Raw genomic sequence first — 18,778 nt, 5'->3', positions numbered from 1 at the left:
AGCATCCGCTAGATGCCGTAATCCCGCTCAACCTTGGCAATCCGAGTTTTAAAGTGCTGATACCACTGCTGATGCCCAAGCCGCTGTGCTTCTTTATGTTCGGCATGCGCCTTCCACGCTTTAATCGAGGCCAAGTCAGCCCAGTAGGAAACCGTAACCCCCACCTCATTTCGAGCCGATTCAACGCCTAAAAAACCTGGCTGCTGCATGGCTAACTCAACCATACGCTCCGCCATGTCATCATAGCCATCTTCAATATCCGTGCGCACGGAAGTGAAGATAACGGCGTAGTAAGGGGGTTCTGGAGTCGTTGAGATAAGGGCCATGAAGTTCTCTTGAGCTGAAAGCAGTTCAAAAAAGCATACCGTAGGCGAAGCAGTAGACTCCATAGCTAATTATTGGTGTTTACTCATCAAATCAATATCGTTGCGCGTGAGATGGTGCTTTACCTACGGCACAGCGGGCAAGAGCCCCAGCTTGACGCTTGTTTTGAAGGGCTCAACCACGTGGATTGATGATTAAACAGTTCATTGCGAAGTGAGAACTTCACTGTCCAAGCATAGCCACTTTCCCAGCCCCTGTGTTTAGGCTTTAATACAGCTTATGCGATGAAGTCCATTCATCAACAAAGCAGGTTGTCGCCATGGCCCACTTTATTCTGCCCGGTAACGCCGTTCATTTGAATTTCCAGCAGCGCCTGCCCAACACCAACCTTCGCACATGGGTGCAATGCCTTTGGTCGATGGGCGGGCAAAGCACCCTTGCGCACCCCATCGTAGAAAAGCTTTACCCCGATGCAGGCGCCAGCCTCACCATTCACCTTGGAAGCTCTCGTCCCATCGTCACGCTCTGCTTTAACAGACACATGTTGCTTGAGACGTTTGATACGTCCACCCCCCGGATGGGCATTCGGTTTAAACCGACCAGTATGTATAGCCTCCTGGGCTTAGCCCCGGAACAGTGTATAGACGCGCATCTTTGCTTGGGCGATGACATAAACCCCTCCTGGATGGACAGTTTAATGCCGGTGGTGGAGCGCCTTTATCAGCTTGATGCACCCAAAGGATTAGCCCTGCTTGAAACATGGCTTCTGGGTTTACTCAAAAGTCGACTAACGAGTAAAAGCCCTGTGCCAGGAATCATCCAGGCGATTAACCAGTTACAGCTCCCACCTGAGCAGTTAGCTGCCAATGTTGGGTTAACCCGACGCACCCTGGAACGTCGATTAAAACGTGAAGTCGGTGTCTCGCCAGGCGCGTTGGTGACGTATGCTCGCCTCAACCGAGCGCGACGGTGCTTACTTGAAGCTGACCGGCCGCTATCAGAAATAGCGCTCCACTGTGGCTACTATGATCAGCCACACTTTACCCACGCCTTCCAATCTTTTACCAACGAAACACCCGCCTCTTACCGCCAGCGCAAGTTGTCGCAAATTTACAAGGCGTAGTACGCACACCTTTATAAGCTGAGACCTCACCAATCAACGAGGTCACTGCCATGTCTCAGCGTATTTCTCGACAAGCCGTTTACAAGCTAACCCCTCGCCTTGCTAAACATTTGGTGCCTCTGGGCGAAGTAGCGGCTAATAGCGCGGTAACGCCTGCCATCATCCACCTCGTTAAGCTACGCGTTTCCCAAATCAACCAGTGCTGCTTCTGCCAGCATATGCATACTCAGGAAGCCCGAGACGACGGCGAGCATCAGGTAAGACTGGATGTACTGCCTGCCTGGCGGGAAGCCCCCTGCTTCAATAAACAGGAACGTGCAGCCCTTGAGTGGGCCGAAGCGCTTACCTTAATCAGCCAACAGTCTGTTAGCGACAGCGTCTACCAGAATGCTCTGGCTGCCTTTGGCGAACAGGACCTTCTTGAGCTAACCACGGTGATTCTAGCCATTAATAGTTGGAACCGGGTGGCGGTAAGTATGCAGTTTGCGCCTGACATCTCGCTATAAACCGAAAAAGACATCGCAAGCCTGTGCGACGGCCTGCGATGTCTTGATCAAAATTCCCTTCCGCACGGCTGGCTTCTAAAAGCCACTCCACTCGTTTACTATGCGCCACCCTCACTCCCAAGCTACCCAGGCCGCCATGTCCTTTAACGCACTCTATACCGACCTTTCTGGCTATTACGATGTGATGTGCGAAGACATCGACTACCGGGCGCAAAGCAACGCCGTGCAAAGGCTTCACCAAATTTTTGGTAACGGTGGCAACCTTCACCTCGATGTCGCGTGTGGTACCGGGCCTCATGTTCGCCATTTTATTGATAATGGCTATGTGAGCAGCGGGCTGGATATTAACCAGCCCATGCTGGATATTGCTGCCACACGTTGCCCTGAGGCCCAGTTTACGTGTCAGGACATGGGCAACTTCCAGGTAAGCGACCCGCAGGATTTGATTACCTGTTTTTTATATTCGATTCACTACAGCGACGGAATTGAAAAGCTCAAAGCGTGTATTGAAAGTGCGCACAGCGCCTTAATGAGTGGCGGGGTTTTCTGCTTCAACGCAGTCGATAAAGATAAAATCGATAACAATCTGTTTGTGAGCCACACCGTTAAAAAAGCCGACGATGCCTTCACGTTTCGTTCCGGGTGGCATTACAGCGGTAGCGGTGAAAAACAGGCCCTCAAACTTAGTATTGCAAAAACCAACGCGTGCGATACCCAAGTATGGAACGATGAGCACCCCATGGTCGCGGTTAGTTTTGCTGAGCTAATTACGCTGCTTGAGCCCTACTTTGAAGTGCATGTATTCGAGCACAACTTTGAAGCTATCACGCCGTGGAACACCACTTCGGGGAACGCCATTTTTGCCTGCGTGAAGATTCACCCCCCCACGGTTGTAGCAACGGGGCAATCCACTTGTTGCTGATCAGTTCACATAGTACCCACTTACTTTCCAAACGCCGTCTTCAAAGTGCGGCGTAATGGTTTCGGTAATATCAGACTTGTTGGCAAAACGCGTTTGGTAGATGAACTTTTTGTAATCATTTTTGGGAGCGCCGGGCATAGAGGTTTGCGTGATGACGCGTGTGCGGCGTCTTGCCTCCACCGACCCGAAGTCACGGCGCGCTGCGCTAATGATCCGCTCTAGCATACTGGGCGAAAGCGGACTCTTAAGAAGCGGTGATGACTCCTCCCAAGCCAGCTCATACTCGCCACTATCGATTGCATCAAGCCATGCCAGCGCCGCGGCCTCAGCCGCATCGGTGTTCGCTTGAGCATACGGTGCCAGCAGTAGCAGGGCTGTAATGAAACAGATCACGATTTTTGGCATGGATAACTCTAGGCAGCGATCAGTAAATAGGTGTGCTTAATTTAATATCGGTACCAGCCGCCATTACTTTAGTATTAATCACAATAATCGAACAAGCTAACCGCAGTTTTTTCTATCCCTTGGCTTTATTAAGTAAGAGAAAGCCCCCTGCGCTAACCGCGACACAGGGGGCTATTTCATGCGCTAACTAGCAAAAAAATGCCCTTAACGCACCTTACAGGCCAGCAAACTCAAAGGGCTCGGCGTCCTCAAACGCGTTGACCGTATTGCCTGCATAAACACTGTTATTCTTGAGGCTCAGTTTGCGAACAGGCACGCCCTCAGTAAAGTCGGCATCCTTCATATCCACCCAAAACGTGTTAGGCGTAAGTGCCGTCTCGAAATAATAAACAAGGTGTTTCTGATCAGATACCGCTCTCCACCTGGTGGAAGAAATATTCGGCTCCTCTTCTGATGAGATGCCGAAAGGAACAGACGCATTGCGAATCACGCTAAATGCACTGCCAACAGCGACTCTTGTATCGCTCGTTTTAGGGATGGCATCCATGTAGAACGACGCTCTGACAAATCGATCTGCGGCACGGTTTGTGCCAGGCAGCATGACCAAACCACCGATCTGTCTCCAGTAGTCATCCAGCGTCAGTTGCTGCTCGAAGGTGGGCGAGTTTGTCACCACATTGTATGACGTATAGTGATGAATAGTGAGTTTACCGCCGATATACTCAAATATTGCGCTATCACCCTTGGCATCTGAAATTGACAAGTGAAGCGTAGCAAATCGAGTGGTGCCCGGTATTTCAGCAGAGACGACCACAAAGGGCTCATCGCGCAGCGCCTCCACCGCCTCATCAACGGTCGCAAAATTATCCAAAACATACTGGACCCAGGCAGCCACGGAAAGCCCCTCGTCATCCGGCCCAAATTCAGGATACTCTGCCTCAGCAAGCCATAGCAGGTTAGCCACCAAGCCTTTTTCGTTCATGCCATCAGTGCTTGAGATATCAAACGCGCTGGTAACGACACTTCCATACTGGGATGTCCAAGTAACGGAGTTGGGTCCAGCCGCACCATCGCGCTCCATTCCCTTTGGAAACAGCCATAGGTTCGGATGTATTTCGTCCCTCCAATCCATGGAGCGCGCCGTGATAATCATGTCATCAGGGCCCTGATATACCGCGCGCGTGCATGCATCCGCTGTGATGGCCACGAACAAGGCACACATGCTTGCCGCTAGCGTTAATTTTTTTTTGATTCCCATGGTGGTTTCCTTTTATTTACAAACGTTATAGAGCCTGCCAGAGATAATTGGCGGCTAACCAGAAAAGCGCCAACCCCTTTTTTATAAAAAGAATAGCGGCATGGAATCCCCAGCCCATGCCCATATTTAAATTATCAAACCCACTTCACCTTAGGCATAAATTTAGCTTTGGTCACGCACCTTATTGCACAAAATCCGAACTAGTATTTAAACTCAGATGATTGTTCTATTTTTCATCATGTTTTGTCACTACTCACAATCAGGAGTCAGTAATGTTCCGATGTGTAAGGTTATGGACAGGCAGTAACCATCAATCGTGTTTTGAAGAAGGATGGATTGATCTTCCCAAAGGTGAGCGCCATGACTTGCTCAGTGATGTCATCGAAACGACCAGCATCTCCTTTCGCGAAACAAGCGAAGGCGGCAGCTTTAGCTGGCATGACGCTCCTAACCGTCAATTCGTCTTAACGCTTAGCGGCACACTCACTTTCGAGACGCGCACGGGCGACTCATTCACGCTGCACCCCGGCGACATTTTATTGGCGGAAGACACCACAGGTGGCGGCCACCGCTGGCATCTAATCGATAACCAGCCCTGGCGACGCGTGTATGCCATAGTGCCGCAGGATATTGACCTTCCCTTTATCAGCGCATCAAGCAAGTGCTGAGTTCCTAAGCGGAGAACGTTCATGCCTACATCAGCACAGATTCCCGAGCGGGCAGATATTGTAATGGTCGGCGCGGGCATCATGAGCGCCACGCTCGCAACTCTTCTCAAAGAGCTAGAACCTTCACTCAAGATTGTGGTGCTGGAAACACTGAAAGATTGCGCCCAGGAAAGCTCCAATGGTTGGAATAACGCAGGTACCGGGCATGCCGCCAACTGCGAAATGAACTACACCCCTGCTCGCTCAGACGGCACGGTTGATATCAGCAAGGCGCTGGAGGTCAACACAGAGTTCGATATTTCACGCCAACTCTGGACCTATCTGGTCAAGAAAGGGGCCATTCCCAACCCACAGGCATTTATTAATCCCTGCCCGCACATGAGCTTTGTCTGGGGCGAGGATAACGTCAACTATCTACGCCAGCGCTTTAAACAGATGTCATCGCACCACTGCTATCACGGCATGGAATATAGCGAAGACCCCGCGCAGATTGAGCAGTGGACCCCGCTCATCATGGAAGGACGCAGCGATGGCGAGCCCGTCGCGGCGACGCGTATCGTATCAGGGTCTGATGTCGACTATGGCGCGCTTACCCACCTGCTGTTCGACCATTTGTCGCAGCAATCCGGGTTTGAAATTCACTACTTAAAGCACGTACAGGATATTACTCGACAAAACGACAACCGCTGGTGCGTGAAAATGCACGACACGCACAGCAAGCACCATGAAAGCATTCAGGCTGGGTTTGTTTTCATCGGCGCGGGTGGCGGCGCTATCGAACTGCTGCAAAAGTCTGGCATTCCTGAAGGGCACGGCTACGGCGGCTTCCCCGTCAGTGGTATTTGGCTACGCTGCGATATAGACAGCATTAGTGAACGTCACCACGCCAAGGTGTACGGCAAGGCGGCCCATGGCTCGCCTCCGATGTCAGTTCCCCACCTGGATACGCGCATTATTGGTGATAAAAAATCGCTGCTGTTCGGCCCTTACGCCGGTTTTTCATCGCGCTTTCTCAAGCAAGGTTCTCTAACGGACATGTTCCGTTCGGTACACCTGGATAATGTGATGCCCATGCTTGATGTTGCAAAGGATAACTGGCAACTAACGGAGTATCTGGTCTCCCAGGTACTGCAAAGCAAGAGCCACCAATTTGAGATGCTGCGCCAATACTACCCAATGGCACGCCATCACGACTGGACCCACGCCGTGGCGGGTCAGCGCGTGCAAATCATTAAACCCAGCCATGAAAAAGCCGGTGTGTTGGAGTTTGGCACCGAGCTAATCGCCTCATCCAATCACTCCCTCGCCGCGTTACTAGGCGCTTCTCCTGGCGCATCAACGGCGGCCTTTATCGCGCTAGAGGTATTGGAGAAATGCTTTGCCGACAAGCTAACTGCTGATGGCTGGCTCCCCCAACTCAAGACGATCATTCCCACCTACGGCATCGACCTTAAAACGGATAAAGAGGCCTGCTACGACACGCGCAAGCAAACAGCCGCAACGTTAAACCTGGACTTTGTTTGAGGTCTCTCATGTCTATCAAAAACGTATCTGATTTAGTGATCGAAACGCTGGTGGAAAGTGGTGTTGAGCGGATCTACGGCGTTGTCGGCGACAGCCTGAATGGACTAACCGAGGCCATACGCGAGCGGCCCGGCATCGAATGGGTGGGCCTACGCCATGAGGAAGTTGCCGCATTCGCCGCCAGCGGCGAATCACAACTAACCGGTAGCCTAGCCGTTTGTGCCGGCTCTTGCGGTCCCGGCAACCTGCATCTTATCAACGGCCTGTTCGATGCCCACCGCACGCGCACGCCGGTGCTGGCCATTGCCGCGCATATTCCCTCTTCAGAGATCGGCGGCGGCTATTTCCAGGAAACCCACCCCCAAGAACTATTTCGTGAATGCAGCCACTACTGTGAGCTGGTCTCCGACGCCAGCCAATTACCTTATGTGCTGGACAATGCCATCCGCGCCGCCGTTGGGCAGCGTGGCGTTGCGGTCGTGGTGTTGCCTGGTGATGTTGCACTGCGCGCCTCACCGGTTAAAACGGTAACGCAGCGCCATGGCTTATTACCCCCCACGCCACGTGTGGTGCCCGCCAAAACCGAAGTGGAAGCACTCGCCAAACTACTCAACGATGCAGAGCGCATTACGCTTTTCGCTGGCCGAGGCTGCGCCGGTTCACACGCCCAGCTAATGCAATTGGCCGATGCGCTTAAGAGCCCCATCGTGCACGCACTCGGCGGCAAAGAGCACGTCGAATACGACAACCCCTATGATGTCGGCATGACCGGCTTTATCGGGTTCTCATCAGGTTACGCGGCCATGCAGGAGTGCGACCTGCTGCTGATGCTGGGCACGGATTTTCCGTATAAACAGTTTTTACCGCAAAAGACCAACGTCGTGCAGGTCGATATTCGCCCTGAAAACCTGGGCAGGCGCGCCAAGCTGGCATTGGGCGTGGTCGGCGATATCGGGTTAACCATTGAGGCCATTCTGCCGGCGCTTCATACGCGCACTGACCGGCACTTTCTGGATGCAGCGCTGGCCCACTACGTTAAAGCGCGCGAAGGCCTGGACAAACAGGCGCAAAATCACTCGGCCCACTCACCTATCCACCCACAGTACCTTGCGCGCTTGTTGAGCGAAAAGGCCAATGAGGATGCGATTTTTACTGCCGATGTAGGAACGTGCACAGTCTGGTCGGCACGTTACCTTAAAATGAACGGCCAACGTCGTCTTATCGGCTCGTTCTCGCATGGCTCGATGGCTAACGCCATGCCTCAGGCGATTGGCATTCAGTACGCGCAGCCGGGTCGGCAAGTTATTACGTTCTCCGGCGACGGTGGCCTTTCCATGCTGATGGGCGATTTACTGTCACTTAAACAGCACAACATTCCGATCAAAATCGTCATCTTTAATAATGGAGTACTCGGCTTCGTTGCACTTGAAATGAAAGCAGCCGGTTTCATTAATACGGGCGTAGACCTGGACAATCCCGACTTTGCTGCCGTTGCAAGCGCAATGGGCATTTATGCCCGTCGTGTTGAAAACCCTGGCGAGCTGGCCGATGCCATCGACAATGTATTAGCCCACGATGGCCCCGCCGTACTTGATGTAGTAACAGCCAAACAAGAGCTGGTACTGCCGCCCACCATCGGCATGGAGCAGGTCAAAGGGTTTAGCCTCTGGGGGCTACGTGCCGTCATGGATGGCGGCATGCACGAAGTCATTGATCTGGCCAAAACCAACCTGCTAAAGCGTTAGGTTCTGTTTAAAAAACGCTTAACAGCAAATGGCCATTCGCATTGAATGGCCATTTTTACTTCTGAAACCCTGTAAATCGCAGCGGCGTGACAACCTCAGACTTCTTCTGAACCCCTGGATTCAGGGCGTTGCTGGAACTGAAGACCCATTAAAAAATTACGCAACACCTGGTCTTTACACTCACGATAATTTTTATGCGTAGGCTTGCGGAAGAAAGCACTTAACTCGTGGTTGCTCAACCGAAACTCGGCCTGCTCAAAAATAGCTAGAATATCATCGGCTTTTAAATTCAGCGCAATGCGCAGCTTCTGGAACACCATATTGTTGTTCAAGTTACTTTCTGGCGCGGGCTGCTCGCCGTCGCGCTTCCCACGCTTATAGCTAATAAATCCGTTAAGAAACGCGGCCAACTCGCGGTCTCTCATTTTGAGGAATTTTTCGTCTTCCTCCTTTTTCAGCCACCCGGACACCTGCTCCTCAGATACTGTGAACTCTGCCAGCGCGAAAACTTTCAATACGGCAGTATCTTTTAAATCAAAGCAGTACCGGATACGGCGAAAAATATCATTATTGGTCAAACGATAGCTCCTGGTCTTAGGAAAACCCAGCACAATCCCGTTGGATGTGCATTTATCAAGATCATCATGGTAACAACAAAGCCAGCTATTTCGCTGTCAGTTTTTCAAGCAGCTCATCAATTTCTGCTTTCAAATCTTTATCTTCAATCTTGTTGGCACTGATTTTGGCATTTTTCAGATGTTGAATAGCAGCCTCTTCCTGGCCCAACTCAACCTGCAGGGTCGCCATTGAAAAACCGATAGACGACAGGTGGTCTTTAGCATTGGCGACCTCGGCTTTGTGAAGCGCCTTTTCATACATCACCAGCGCGTCATCCAGCTCTTCGGTAAAATCCGCCAACGTTTCCCACTGCTCCGGATGATCCTTATCGGTATCTTCATGCTCGATACAAATAGCGTTCAGCTCTGCATAAAGCGAATCAAACGTCTCTCGATCGTCCTTCTCTGCCGCCTTCATCAGCTTTTCAGCCAACTCATAAACGGCCTTGTAAATTTTGGTATTGATCATGTCAGCTACCTTCTACAGTAAAATGAGAATCGACTGGTAAACTCGCCGATACGACCCGATATGCGCGCCCACACTACGGCAATGGGCGATGGGCCGCATTATACCCATGAAGCGCTCTCTTGAAGGTTTTTCCGACAGTAACGTCGAGTTGGCGATTGAAAAAGCCTCTACTCGCTTAAGACAAACTACCGACCACCCGCAATATCAATAAACGAGCCGGTCACATAAGAAGCCTCATCCGATAGAAGCCAAGTGATAGCCTGAGCAACCTCTTCAGGGGTGCCGCCACGTTTTAAAGGGATTTGGGGCGCCAAGCGCTCAACCCGCCCCGGTTCACCGCCATCGGCATGCATATCCGTATGGATAAAGCCTGGCCGCACTCCGTTAACGCGAATACTCCTGTCAGCAAGCTCAAGAGCCAAGCCTTTGGTCATCGAATCCATCGCACCTTTTGATGTGGCATAGTCAATATACTCAAACGGCGCACCGGTGCGTGCCGCAGCGGAAGAGACATTGACAATCGCGCCCGCTCCCTCTGCCTGATTGATAAATGCCTTCGAACATAGAAAAGCACTCATCACGTTGGCGCTCAACACCTTCTGAAAGCGCTCAGCACTAATATCGGTAAACACAGATTGGGTATATAGAATGCCCGCGTTATTAACCAAGTGCGTTACTTTTCCCAACCGCTTTCGGGTTGCCTCAAACAGTGAATGCACTTCACTTTCCACTGAAACATCCGCTTGGAAGACCATCGCTCTACCGCCCGCTTCAATAATATGCGCCGCCACTGCGTCTGCTGCTGCTTTATTTTTAAGGTAATTAACGCAAACGGCATACCCTTGGCCCGATAACCTAATTGAAGTAGCGGCGCCAATACCGCGCCCTCCGCCGGTTACGATGGCGACTTTTTTCACAAGAATTCCTCGAAAAATGGTGATATTAAGGGGTTACCTTGCAGCGAGGGCGCATCTCAGGCAAGTTTTACTGCGTCGCAAAACCGCCTATCGAAGTCTCTCTTGATTAGTAAAACGATACGATAACCTACTCAAACACATCGTAATGGCGTTTCACGTTACGGGTTAGCTTGCCCCAGTCAGAGCTTGCCACCCGCTGTTGATGTTCCTCAAAGGCTTTGCGGTCAATAAATTCCTCATAAACATCAAAACGGCACGGGTCAGTTTTATCTTGAGTAACCTTAAACGTTATGCAGCCAGGCTCCTCAAGAGTAAGTTGGCGGTGAGTGTTAAGTTCGGCTTGCACGCCATCAAGATCGCTACCGGGAACCTCGATAAACCCTTTTAAGGTTACTTTTGCCACTGAACTCACCTTTTTATAGCGTTACGTACAACCGCAGCGCGTCTTGATGCTGTATGCCATCTTCAAGAATCGGCTCAGGGTAATTATTCAGAAAATAGTTTTTAACCACATGATCAACTCTAAACCCATGGCGTTGGTAATAGGTCAGTTGATATCCAAAAGTGCCGGTACTTAATTCCACACGCTGTATTTTTTTGCTTTTCAGCTCAGACAAGGCAAAGCTCAACAGTCCAGAACCAAGGCCCTGCTGCTGAAATTCCGGGTAAACCGAGATATTAAATATTTCAGCGATGTCGGTGTTAATAGATTTTGTGACACAGGCACCAACGACGTTTCCGTTTAGCTTTGCCGCGAAGCACCAAGCGCCATCCAGATAAGATGCGATGCTCTGTTCAGAAGGATCGGCTTCCAGTAAAAGCTGGGTGGGAATGTCACTGGCATTGACTTCTAGATAGTCCATTCTTATCTCAAGCCCATAACGATGGAGATTAGTACCGCTGAGTTACAGCATTCATGGAGGCCTTTATTAGCTACCCATGTACTCCAAAATTTCATACGAGTAGGCATATTTAAATGCCCCTGTGATGTCGATTCCTATTTCAGAATAAAGGCAGTATGATAATTATGCCTGTAACCCCGTGCGCCCTTGCATGTTCCACCCCACTTTAAGTGCCACTTCATAGAAAGCTTTAACTTTATCTTATGTTTTGGCGCGAGATGCTTACGAAGCTCATCATTCATTAAACACTTGTCATATTCAATGTGCTGTCATTCAATGCACCGCTCTGTTTCATACTATCCCGTTTCACAAATTTGCACGTTCTCTCCTTCAAGCCGCGAGCTTTTTAGCGGTTTGTACTACCCGCTGACCTAAATAACGCGCAGTAAGTAAGTCCGTTTCATTGAGATCAGTATCCACGGAATGGGCAATAAGCCCGGACTGTGCACCAAGCCTGTTACGCATTGCAGGATCATAGTTGCCCGGTGTATCCAGACCCACCCAAAACATACCGTGTTGACTAGCGAACACTTGCAGGTACTGAATCGTACTCAGTTGATCACCACTTAAGTTAGCACCAATGGTAAAACCCGCGGCAATTTTGTTTGCCCATGCTTGCCTTGCCCACCACTCACTTGTGGCATCCGTAAACGCTTTAAACTGTGCTGATACGCAGCCCATATAAGTAGGTGAGCCAAAGATAATCGCATCAGCATTATCGAGTTGCCGCAGCAGCTCGATGTTACGGAAACGCCCTTCAACAATATCGGCGCCAACAATTTCTACTGTGACCACTTCAACACCAGGCTCCATTGCAGCACCTGATGCAATCGAGTGGGCCAGCTTTTTGGTAGTGCCTGTTACAGAATGAAAAATGACGACGACTTTCACTACAGTATCTCCCTTCCGTTGCTCTGATTCTTTCTACACTGCTGGTTACTGCGCATCGCGATTTAAATTACGTTCTGCCGGGATGTCGCTCAGATACTCAACAAACTCCACCTCAAACCCCGCTGGATCAACGAAGTAAACGTTTTTACGAAACGGCTCGGTGGCACCCGGTTTGGCAACGGAAAAGCCCGCGTTATTTAATCGAGCCACTACGGCATCCAGGTTATCGGTCACGTAGGCAAAGTGCGCCAGACCAACACTATGGCCTTCCAGCGCTCGGTTCTGTCCTTCGCCATGATCGCTTAACGCCAGGTAATGCCTTTCATCACCAAAGTGCACCCACTTGCGCGGTTTGCCGTACCACTCACCCTGCCCCTCATCGCGTATATGCCAATGTGGGAAGGCAGCGCGGTAAAACTCCAGCATGGCATTCATATCAGCAACGACCAGATTCACGTGTTCCAAGTACATATTGCTCTCCTTGCGTGGGTTCGGATAAAAGGTTAAAACCTCAACCCAAGTTGAGGTAAAGCTTTTTTTGAACCAGAAGAAAAACGGGAGCGAGAATGGCGGAGGCAAACTGGAGTGTCGGCAAAGTCGCCAAGCGCTGCGGCATTAATATCAGCGCCCTGCACTTTTACGAACAGCAGGGGCTAATTCAAAGCTCGCGCAATGCGGGCAACCAACGCCGCTATAAACCGGAGGTGCTAAGGCGCATTTCAGTGATTAAAGCCGCGCAAAAAGTGGGCGTCAGCCTGGACGAGGTCAAGCAAGCTTTCGAGTCTCTGCCCAATAACCGCACGCCCACGGTGGAAGATTGGCAGCAGCTATCCCGGAACTGGCAGCGCATGCTGGATGGCCGCATTGCCTACCTGCAAACGCTGCGCAATAACCTCAGCGGCTGTATCGGCTGCGGCTGTTTAAGCATGACCCGCTGCCCGCTGTATAACCCGGATGATGAGTTGGCGGAGGCAGGTAGTGGCCCAGTACTGTTGGATCAGGCGGAGGAGCGGGCTGCCGGTGATAAACATGATCAAGCGTCATGAACAATAACGGTGGCATTAACAGAGCAGATTTCGACAACGTACTTTCAACAACGTACTCCCGGTGGCCTTTCGGGTAGCACGCCCCGGTACGCTTAATGAACGGGCAGCCACTAGCGGTTTCCATGGATATCAGGCGTGGGCGAGTTTAAGCCCGACAAGCCCCGCAACGATCAGCGTTAAACTCATTAATTTGAGTACGCCCAAAGATTCGCCAAACAGCACGATGCCTAAAATGGCCGTCCCCACTGCGCCAATCCCTACCCATATCGCGTAAGCGGTACCCACGGGCAGGGTTTTCAGCGCCAAGCCCAGCAGTAGAAAACTCGCCACTAGCGAAAGTAGCGTCCAGGCAGTCGGCCAGAGTTTTGTAAAGCCCACCGAATATTTCAGCCCGATGGCCCAGCCAATCTCCAGAAGGCCCGCTACAAACAATATAAACCAGCTCATGTATTCCTCTTCGTCGATTGCTTAATCAATTCTCTGACTCGATTATCTCATAATGGCGTACGGCGTTGCGGGTCAGCCTGCCCTATTCGGAATTTGGATGCGGAGCAGCAAGGCATGTGCAAAGTTCACGCAACACGGTAAATCAGCGCTACTACAAGCACTACGTTATACTGCGACATATTTTCATTTCGACACCCCTTACGACATCCCGTCAGAGCCCCCTATGTCATTTGCAAAACTAGGCTTATCCAGCCCACTAGTTCAAGCGATTACCGAACTAGGTTACAAAACCCCGACTCCCATCCAGGAACAAGCGATTCCTGCCATTCTTTCGGGTAACGATTTAATCGCCACCGCACAAACCGGAACAGGCAAAACCGCAGCCTTTGTTCTGCCTCTGCTAGAACGGTTCAGTACAGCGGGAACGCTACGTGGCAAACGCATCCGTGCGCTGATTCTCGTACCGACCCGCGAGCTAGCGGTTCAGGTTGAAGCCAGCGTGGCTCAATACGCTAAACATCTGCACTTAACCTCCATGGCGGTGTATGGCGGTGTTGATAGCGAACCTCAAAAACAGCGCTTGATAGAAGGGATTGATATCCTCGTCGCCACACCGGGCAGGTTGCTGGATTTGGCGCATCAGCGTGCGCTGCACTTTGATGAACTCAAAGCCATGGTGTTGGACGAAGCGGACAGAATGGTCGACATGGGTTTTGTCGACGATATCAACAAAATCATTGAACGCCTGCCTGAAAACCGTCAGAACCTGCTGTTTTCGGCCACCATGAATGGCGACGTTCGGGCGCTGGCCTACGGTTTTTCAGACAGCAAGATGACCGACCTGGCGTCTGAAATATCCATTTCTCCCAACGAGCGCGCCGCCGCCAGCATCAAGCAATGGCTAATCGCGGTAGACAAAGACACCAAGTCCGCCCTGCTGAGCCACCTGATTAACGAGCAAGCGTGGGATCAGGCGCTTATTTTTATCGAGAAAAAACACGGCGCGGCCAAGCTGGTTGACCAACTCGCAAAGCGTGGTATCAAAGCGGATTCCATTCATGGCGACAGAAGCCAGGCCATGCGCGAAAAGATTTTGGCGCAGTTCAAATCTGGTGAGCTAAAGTACCTGGTCGCCACAGGGGTTGCCGCACGGGGTTTGGATATTGGCGAGCTAAGCCGTGTGGTGAATTACGATTTACCCTTTCAGCCAGAAGAGTACATTCACCGTATTGGCCGAACCGGCCGTGCGGGTGCCTCTGGTGAAGCTATCTCGTTTGTCGCCTTGGCTGACTTTAAAAATCTTTGTGCCATTGAAAGGCGATTAAACAGCATCATTGAGCGCAGAGAAATTGAAGGCTTTCCAGTTCGAAAAGTAGTGCCCGCTTCAAACCTGAACTTTAAGAAAAAGTAACCGTTAAACCATAACAAAGAAGCTCACCTCTTAACGAATAAAAGGTGAGCTTCTCTGCTAAAGGCGTTTGCAATTAAGGCCTGTTTTACCAAGCCATGGGTAAACATGTGTGGCCATTAAAGGTCTTTCTAACGACTAGGCGGAGCCTGGTGAAAACGCGTCCAATAGCTCGGCATTGGTTGGATATTTCCCTAATAACTCAAATAACTTCTGCGCGCCTTCGACTGGCTTGAGCTGGGTCAACGCTCTACGCAGTGTGCGTACTTTTTCAATATCCTTTGTATCAATCAAAAGCTCTTCTCGGCGGGTACTACTCTTGGAGATATCTATGGCCGGGAAAATCCTCTGATTGGCCACCTCGCGTGACAGCACAATCTCCATATTGCCCGTGCCCTTAAACTCCTCGAAAATCACCTGATCCATACGGCTTCCCGTATCTACCAGCACGGTAGCCAGAATCGTGAGCGACCCACCGTTTTCGATCTTTCTCGCGGCGCCGAACAACTTGCGGGGTATTTCCATCGCTCGGGCATCCAGCCCACCCGTCATCGTGCGGCCATTGCCCCGCTGCTCGGCGTTATGAACGCGTGAAAGCCTAGTCAGCGAATCGATCACGATCATCACATCGTGCCCCTCACCCGCTTGCTTACGCGCCGCCTCAAGGAGCTTATCGGCCATACGCACATGGTGGGTGTAGGTTTCATCTGAAGACGACGCATGTACCTCTGCCGACACGCTGCGCTTGAAGTCCGTCACCTCTTCCGGGCGCTCATCGATCAGCAAGGCATACAGCTTGATATCCGGGTGCGCCTCGGCCACGGCCTGGCAGATATGTTTGAGTAGCGTCGTTTTGCCCGAGCCTGGCGGTGCTACGATCAAGCCGCGTTGGCCCATCCCTATGGGCGTGATCAAGTCCATCGCTCGTACGCTGCGCTGACTGGAACCCGCTTCTAAATCAATGCGTGGGGACGGATGGATGGCGACGCCATTTAGAAAGCGTTTTTCGGGGTCATCGGAGAATTGATCTTCAACTTCGTTGGCGGGCTTGGCTTCTTGCTGCCGTTTGACTTTCAAGCCTAGTATTTTTCTCGTCATAAGATTGGTGGATCGCCTTGGGTAAGCTGGGTGCATAGAGTAATGGCTGGGCTTTGAAAATGATATTAAGCCTGAGCAACACTGCCTCAGCCGTTCTCGGTGAACTGGGGCAAGTCATCGGCAATCTCGTACCACGGCGCCTTGTTGCCCACGAACACATGGCGGCCTGGGCGCGCACCGGGGTCGGTGTCGAGGGTGCCAAGAGGAAGCGCGTAAACCTCCGGCTTTTCAGTGAACCGGGTATGAATGCTGGACCCACAGGTCGAGCAGAACACCTTGAACTCCCCGGGCGATGACTCGTAGGTTTTAAGCAGCTCTTCGCCTTTGACGGTTCGCCAATGCTCGGACTGCACCTTGGCACAGGTTCGAAACGCGGCCGCGTGGAGCTTGCGGCACATTGTGCAATGGCAGTAGTAGACGTCGGTAAGAGGGCCTGTTATTTCGTATTGGACGCCGCCGCATAGGCAGCTACCTGATAGGGTCATTTTTTCAAACTCTCTATTTGATAACACCGCGCTAAGTAATGAGCGACGTCTACCACCTAATCAAAACCATTGCTTCGTAAACAAAAACTCAGCCTGAGCTAAAAATGGCGGGCGTTGCGAAATCTGCCTTAAACGCTTTTTTATACTGTTGAGCTACGCTGCTGTTCTTTAAATTTCCTTATTGACAGTCGAATCGTTTTTCTTGACTCAAACTCTGAAATGCAAGAATAGTGCAACCACTCATGGATATGTTTTGGCTTACCTTTGAAGGCAACAAATGAGCGAAATTTTGCGTACCATTGAAGTTGTCGAGAATCAGTATAGATACGGGTCATAATAAATGCTCTTTCGTACGCCAAAAAAAAATAAAACACATACACATATAGCAGTAAAGATACAGATAACAATATTGGCACCAAGAAATCCCTGAATATATCAATACTGATAAACCTACCTGGCTCATCATATATATTTAAGATCGAGCTGATGAAAATCAAGGTTCCCATTATGACTAAAATATTGTCACATACTTTTCGTACTTGCTGATACTCAGGTTTGTTTTTAACAAATGCACTACAACACGCCAACAATGTAGCTGTCGTTACTAAAATAAATTCAGTTATAAAGCCGTAAGTATGAAACGCTACGAGGAACTCAACTAGTATAATGAGCTTAACCTGAGAGCTTAAAGATATTTTCAAATACTTTTGGGGATCGGTTATTTTGGTCGTATTCATAAGCTGAACAAAACCGATAAAGAAAAACCACAGTATCGTATTTTTAAGCTACCCTATATTCCAAATATTAATACTATAGAGCAGATATACAACTGCTGAAATATATAAAAGAAAAGTCAAAGTGGTTATCAGTATGGCTTTTTTGAAAAAAGGATTTGACGACTAACTTTATAGCAGTCAGAACCTCCTTACTTTTTATAGACGCCCAAATAAAGACGACTATAATAAGAGCAGCTGTAGCTAACTCTCGATTATTAAAAATATCCAATCACACTTCTGAGCGTAAAAACGTTATAACGCTGTCACTGTGCTTGGCCTTGTTAGCCTTACAGCTTTCTAACCATTCTTTTGAAATTTTCTCGGTGAGCTTTTCGTGTTGCCAACTCACTAACCAGGAAGGCCAAACATACGCTGATTTCATTTGCTCTTGTGAGACATTCTTCATCAGACAAACTGTGCACACCTTGGCTTAGCGCTTGGTATAGGCGCCCTAATGGATTTAGACCATCCGGCTTGAGGTGTTCGGGTAATGCTCGGTTTGCCACTTTAATCTTTTCGCTCATTGGTGATTCTTTTCGAAGCTCATCTATGGCTTCTAGGTCTTCACTTTCGGTCTCAGAAGATTGCGCATCTTCCTGCACAAGGTCCAGCAACCTATAAATGTTGTTCTCTACTATTCGGCGGAATAAGCGAAGGCAGCGATCCCGTATTCGTGCGAAAGGCAAACAATGGCTTTTTCATAATTATCGCGATCGCCTTTCAAGAACCTCTGAAGGTTACGATCCCTGTTTAGCTTGGCTCTAGGTAGCTCTCCAAATTTCTGTATCCGAATAAAACCCTCACCAAGCAGTTGCTCCACCAGATACAGACGATGCGATTTCCTGCAAGAAACACATGAGAACTCAAAACATGAAGTGCCAGACTCAAGAGCTTTTATCGCCATGCCAGCGCCACTGCCTCGGGGACGCATGTCTTGAAAAGGGCGAATCTGCTTGCAGACGTCACAATGGTAGTGTTCAGAATTCTGTGTCACTTCTACCCTAAGAGGAAAGAGGTGATGTATGACACAACCAACATTTGACATGGACGCGGCGCTGAAAGCCCTGCGAGAAGGGAAAGATCTCACCGGCAAGGAGGGCATTCTGACGCCGCTCATCAAGCAGTTGACCGAGGCTGCCATGCAGGCGGAGCTCGACGCGCATCTCGACAATCAAGAGACGCCCAACCGCAAAAACGGGGGCTCTCCCAAGACCATGAAAAGCCCTGCAGGCCGCTTTGAGCTAACC

At 50.4% G+C, this 18,778-nt stretch carries 22 protein-coding genes and 1 pseudogene; 9 read left to right on the top strand and 14 right to left on the bottom strand.

Translation table 11 applies throughout. The features are described 5' to 3' along the window. Positions 1 to 8 precede the first annotated feature (8 nt). Positions 9 to 326: an antibiotic biosynthesis monooxygenase family protein gene (locus INT20_RS08815; RefSeq protein ID WP_193053158.1), complete on the bottom strand. Its 318-nt coding sequence runs from the start codon at positions 324 to 326 to the stop codon at positions 9 to 11. A gap of 317 nt (positions 327 to 643) precedes the next feature. Between INT20_RS08815 and INT20_RS08810 the strand changes: the two genes are divergently transcribed. The 3 genes from INT20_RS08810 to INT20_RS08800 all read left to right on the top strand — a co-directional run bounded on the left by INT20_RS08810 (position 644) and on the right by INT20_RS08800 (position 2,875). Next, on the top strand, positions 644 to 1,447 hold the full coding sequence (locus tag INT20_RS08810; RefSeq protein ID WP_193053159.1) for a helix-turn-helix transcriptional regulator: 804 nt from the start codon (positions 644 to 646) through the stop codon (positions 1,445 to 1,447). Between the two features lie 50 nt (positions 1,448 to 1,497). After that, positions 1,498 to 1,953, top strand: coding sequence for a carboxymuconolactone decarboxylase family protein (locus INT20_RS08805; RefSeq protein ID WP_193053160.1), 456 nt, complete (start codon positions 1,498 to 1,500; stop codon positions 1,951 to 1,953). 136 nt (positions 1,954 to 2,089) lie between these two features. Continuing rightward, on the top strand, positions 2,090 to 2,875 hold the full coding sequence (locus INT20_RS08800; protein WP_193053161.1) for a class I SAM-dependent DNA methyltransferase: 786 nt from the start codon (positions 2,090 to 2,092) through the stop codon (positions 2,873 to 2,875). On the opposite strand, the gene INT20_RS08795 is transcribed toward INT20_RS08800, so the two are convergent. After that, positions 2,876 to 3,280: a DUF4019 domain-containing protein gene (locus INT20_RS08795; protein WP_172118231.1), complete on the bottom strand. Its 405-nt coding sequence runs from the start codon at positions 3,278 to 3,280 to the stop codon at positions 2,876 to 2,878. It abuts the gene before it with no gap. Positions 3,281 to 3,494: 214 nt separating this feature from the next. Beyond that, a complete protein-coding gene (locus tag INT20_RS08790) occupies positions 3,495 to 4,538 on the bottom strand; it encodes a linear amide C-N hydrolase (protein WP_193056804.1) in 1,044 nt (347 codons plus the stop codon). Positions 4,539 to 4,810: 272 nt separating this feature from the next. Between INT20_RS08790 and INT20_RS08785 the strand changes: the two genes are divergently transcribed. Genes INT20_RS08785 through poxB form a run of 3 tightly spaced genes read left to right on the top strand, consistent with a single transcriptional unit; the run spans position 4,811 to position 8,475 of the window. After that, positions 4,811 to 5,206 carry a cupin domain-containing protein gene (locus tag INT20_RS08785; RefSeq protein ID WP_193053163.1) on the top strand — a complete coding sequence of 132 codons (396 nt, stop codon included), beginning with the start codon at positions 4,811 to 4,813 and terminating at the stop codon, positions 5,204 to 5,206. A gap of 21 nt (positions 5,207 to 5,227) precedes the next feature. Then, on the top strand, positions 5,228 to 6,730 hold the full coding sequence (gene mqo, locus INT20_RS08780; protein WP_193053164.1) for a malate dehydrogenase (quinone): 1,503 nt from the start codon (positions 5,228 to 5,230) through the stop codon (positions 6,728 to 6,730). An 8-nt stretch (positions 6,731 to 6,738) separates the two neighbouring features. Further along, on the top strand, positions 6,739 to 8,475 hold the full coding sequence (gene poxB, locus INT20_RS08775; protein ID WP_193053165.1) for a ubiquinone-dependent pyruvate dehydrogenase: 1,737 nt from the start codon (positions 6,739 to 6,741) through the stop codon (positions 8,473 to 8,475). A 95-nt stretch (positions 8,476 to 8,570) separates the two neighbouring features. Here the strand turns inward: poxB and INT20_RS08770 are convergent, their stop codons facing one another. The 7 genes from INT20_RS08770 to INT20_RS08740 form a co-directional block, all read right to left on the bottom strand. Beyond that, positions 8,571 to 9,053, bottom strand: a complete 483-nt coding sequence (locus INT20_RS08770) for a YehS family protein (RefSeq protein WP_172118236.1) — start codon at positions 9,051 to 9,053, stop codon at positions 8,571 to 8,573. 85 nt (positions 9,054 to 9,138) lie between these two features. Next, positions 9,139 to 9,561 carry a tetratricopeptide repeat protein gene (locus INT20_RS08765; RefSeq protein WP_193053166.1) on the bottom strand — a complete coding sequence of 141 codons (423 nt, stop codon included), beginning with the start codon at positions 9,559 to 9,561 and terminating at the stop codon, positions 9,139 to 9,141. A 185-nt stretch (positions 9,562 to 9,746) separates the two neighbouring features. Beyond that, positions 9,747 to 10,478 (bottom strand): glucose 1-dehydrogenase, encoded by a 732-nt coding sequence (locus INT20_RS08760; protein ID WP_193053167.1) that lies wholly within the window; start codon positions 10,476 to 10,478, stop codon positions 9,747 to 9,749. Positions 10,479 to 10,605: 127 nt separating this feature from the next. Next, the gene (locus INT20_RS08755; RefSeq protein ID WP_193053168.1) at positions 10,606 to 10,881 is read right to left on the bottom strand and encodes a putative quinol monooxygenase; all 276 of its coding nucleotides are present in this window, start codon (positions 10,879 to 10,881) and stop codon (positions 10,606 to 10,608) included. Positions 10,882 to 10,894: 13 nt separating this feature from the next. Beyond that, the gene (locus INT20_RS08750) at positions 10,895 to 11,341 is read right to left on the bottom strand and encodes a GNAT family N-acetyltransferase (RefSeq protein WP_193053169.1); all 447 of its coding nucleotides are present in this window, start codon (positions 11,339 to 11,341) and stop codon (positions 10,895 to 10,897) included. A gap of 369 nt (positions 11,342 to 11,710) precedes the next feature. Beyond that, the gene (locus INT20_RS08745) at positions 11,711 to 12,271 is read right to left on the bottom strand and encodes a flavodoxin family protein (RefSeq protein WP_193053170.1); all 561 of its coding nucleotides are present in this window, start codon (positions 12,269 to 12,271) and stop codon (positions 11,711 to 11,713) included. 45 nt (positions 12,272 to 12,316) lie between these two features. Next, positions 12,317 to 12,742: a VOC family protein gene (locus INT20_RS08740; RefSeq protein WP_193053171.1), complete on the bottom strand. Its 426-nt coding sequence runs from the start codon at positions 12,740 to 12,742 to the stop codon at positions 12,317 to 12,319. Between the two features lie 95 nt (positions 12,743 to 12,837). Here INT20_RS08740 and soxR point away from each other — a divergent pair, with 95 nt between their 5' ends. After that, positions 12,838 to 13,317, top strand: coding sequence for a redox-sensitive transcriptional activator SoxR (gene soxR / locus INT20_RS08735; RefSeq protein WP_193053172.1), 480 nt, complete (start codon positions 12,838 to 12,840; stop codon positions 13,315 to 13,317). A gap of 129 nt (positions 13,318 to 13,446) precedes the next feature. On the opposite strand, the gene sugE is transcribed toward soxR, so the two are convergent. Beyond that, a complete protein-coding gene (gene sugE / locus INT20_RS08730) occupies positions 13,447 to 13,764 on the bottom strand; it encodes a quaternary ammonium compound efflux SMR transporter SugE (RefSeq protein WP_193053173.1) in 318 nt (105 codons plus the stop codon). A gap of 223 nt (positions 13,765 to 13,987) precedes the next feature. Here sugE and INT20_RS08725 point away from each other — a divergent pair, with 223 nt between their 5' ends. Then, entirely contained in the window at positions 13,988 to 15,175 is a 1,188-nt protein-coding gene (locus tag INT20_RS08725; protein ID WP_193056803.1) for a DEAD/DEAH box helicase, read from the top strand. A 135-nt stretch (positions 15,176 to 15,310) separates the two neighbouring features. On the opposite strand, the gene rho is transcribed toward INT20_RS08725, so the two are convergent. From rho to INT20_RS08710, 3 genes are all read right to left on the bottom strand, one after another. Continuing rightward, complete coding sequence (gene rho, locus INT20_RS08720; RefSeq protein WP_193053175.1) at positions 15,311 to 16,270, bottom strand: transcription termination factor Rho; 960 nt, start codon at positions 16,268 to 16,270, stop codon at positions 15,311 to 15,313. A gap of 86 nt (positions 16,271 to 16,356) precedes the next feature. Next, positions 16,357 to 16,755 (bottom strand): GFA family protein, encoded by a 399-nt coding sequence (locus INT20_RS08715; protein WP_193053176.1) that lies wholly within the window; start codon positions 16,753 to 16,755, stop codon positions 16,357 to 16,359. Positions 16,756 to 17,818: 1,063 nt separating this feature from the next. Next, complete coding sequence (locus INT20_RS08710; protein ID WP_193056802.1) at positions 17,819 to 18,133, bottom strand: hypothetical protein; 315 nt, start codon at positions 18,131 to 18,133, stop codon at positions 17,819 to 17,821. Between the two features lie 420 nt (positions 18,134 to 18,553). Between INT20_RS08710 and INT20_RS08705 the strand changes: the two are divergent. After that, positions 18,554 to 18,778 (top strand): annotated as a pseudogene (locus INT20_RS08705) (IS256 family transposase); the annotation flags it as partial.

It is taken from the genome of Halomonas citrativorans (assembly GCF_014898005.1).
Taxonomy (GTDB): Bacteria; Pseudomonadota; Gammaproteobacteria; order Pseudomonadales; family Halomonadaceae; genus Vreelandella; species Vreelandella citrativorans.
Note: the sequence above shows the minus strand (reverse complement) of the source record. Positions and strands in the feature narration are given on the sequence as shown.

Bases quoted from the DNA above. Each gene is read 5' to 3' on its own strand.
- sugE (WP_193053173.1), bottom strand. From the start codon at position 13,764: ATGAGCTGGTTTATATTGTTTGTAGCGGGCCTTCTGGAGATTGGCTGG.
- mqo (WP_193053164.1), top strand. From the start codon at position 5,228: ATGCCTACATCAGCACAGATTCCCGAGCGGGCAGATATTGTAATGGTC.
- INT20_RS08815 (WP_193053158.1), bottom strand. From the start codon at position 326: ATGGCCCTTATCTCAACGACTCCAGAACCCCCTTACTACGCCGTTATC.
- INT20_RS08795 (WP_172118231.1), bottom strand. From the start codon at position 3,280: ATGCCAAAAATCGTGATCTGTTTCATTACAGCCCTGCTACTGCTGGCA.
- INT20_RS08810 (WP_193053159.1), top strand. From the start codon at position 644: ATGGCCCACTTTATTCTGCCCGGTAACGCCGTTCATTTGAATTTCCAG.
- rho (WP_193053175.1), bottom strand. From the start codon at position 16,270: ATGACGAGAAAAATACTAGGCTTGAAAGTCAAACGGCAGCAAGAAGCC.
- poxB (WP_193053165.1), top strand. From the start codon at position 6,739: ATGTCTATCAAAAACGTATCTGATTTAGTGATCGAAACGCTGGTGGAA.
- soxR (WP_193053172.1), top strand. From the start codon at position 12,838: ATGGCGGAGGCAAACTGGAGTGTCGGCAAAGTCGCCAAGCGCTGCGGC.
- INT20_RS08750 (WP_193053169.1), bottom strand. From the start codon at position 11,341: ATGGACTATCTAGAAGTCAATGCCAGTGACATTCCCACCCAGCTTTTA.
- INT20_RS08740 (WP_193053171.1), bottom strand. From the start codon at position 12,742: ATGTACTTGGAACACGTGAATCTGGTCGTTGCTGATATGAATGCCATG.
- INT20_RS08800 (WP_193053161.1), top strand. From the start codon at position 2,090: ATGTCCTTTAACGCACTCTATACCGACCTTTCTGGCTATTACGATGTG.
- INT20_RS08785 (WP_193053163.1), top strand. From the start codon at position 4,811: ATGTTCCGATGTGTAAGGTTATGGACAGGCAGTAACCATCAATCGTGT.
- INT20_RS08765 (WP_193053166.1), bottom strand. From the start codon at position 9,561: ATGATCAATACCAAAATTTACAAGGCCGTTTATGAGTTGGCTGAAAAG.
- INT20_RS08790 (WP_193056804.1), bottom strand. From the start codon at position 4,538: ATGGGAATCAAAAAAAAATTAACGCTAGCGGCAAGCATGTGTGCCTTG.
- INT20_RS08715 (WP_193053176.1), bottom strand. From the start codon at position 16,755: ATGACCCTATCAGGTAGCTGCCTATGCGGCGGCGTCCAATACGAAATA.
- INT20_RS08805 (WP_193053160.1), top strand. From the start codon at position 1,498: ATGTCTCAGCGTATTTCTCGACAAGCCGTTTACAAGCTAACCCCTCGC.
- INT20_RS08725 (WP_193056803.1), top strand. From the start codon at position 13,988: ATGTCATTTGCAAAACTAGGCTTATCCAGCCCACTAGTTCAAGCGATT.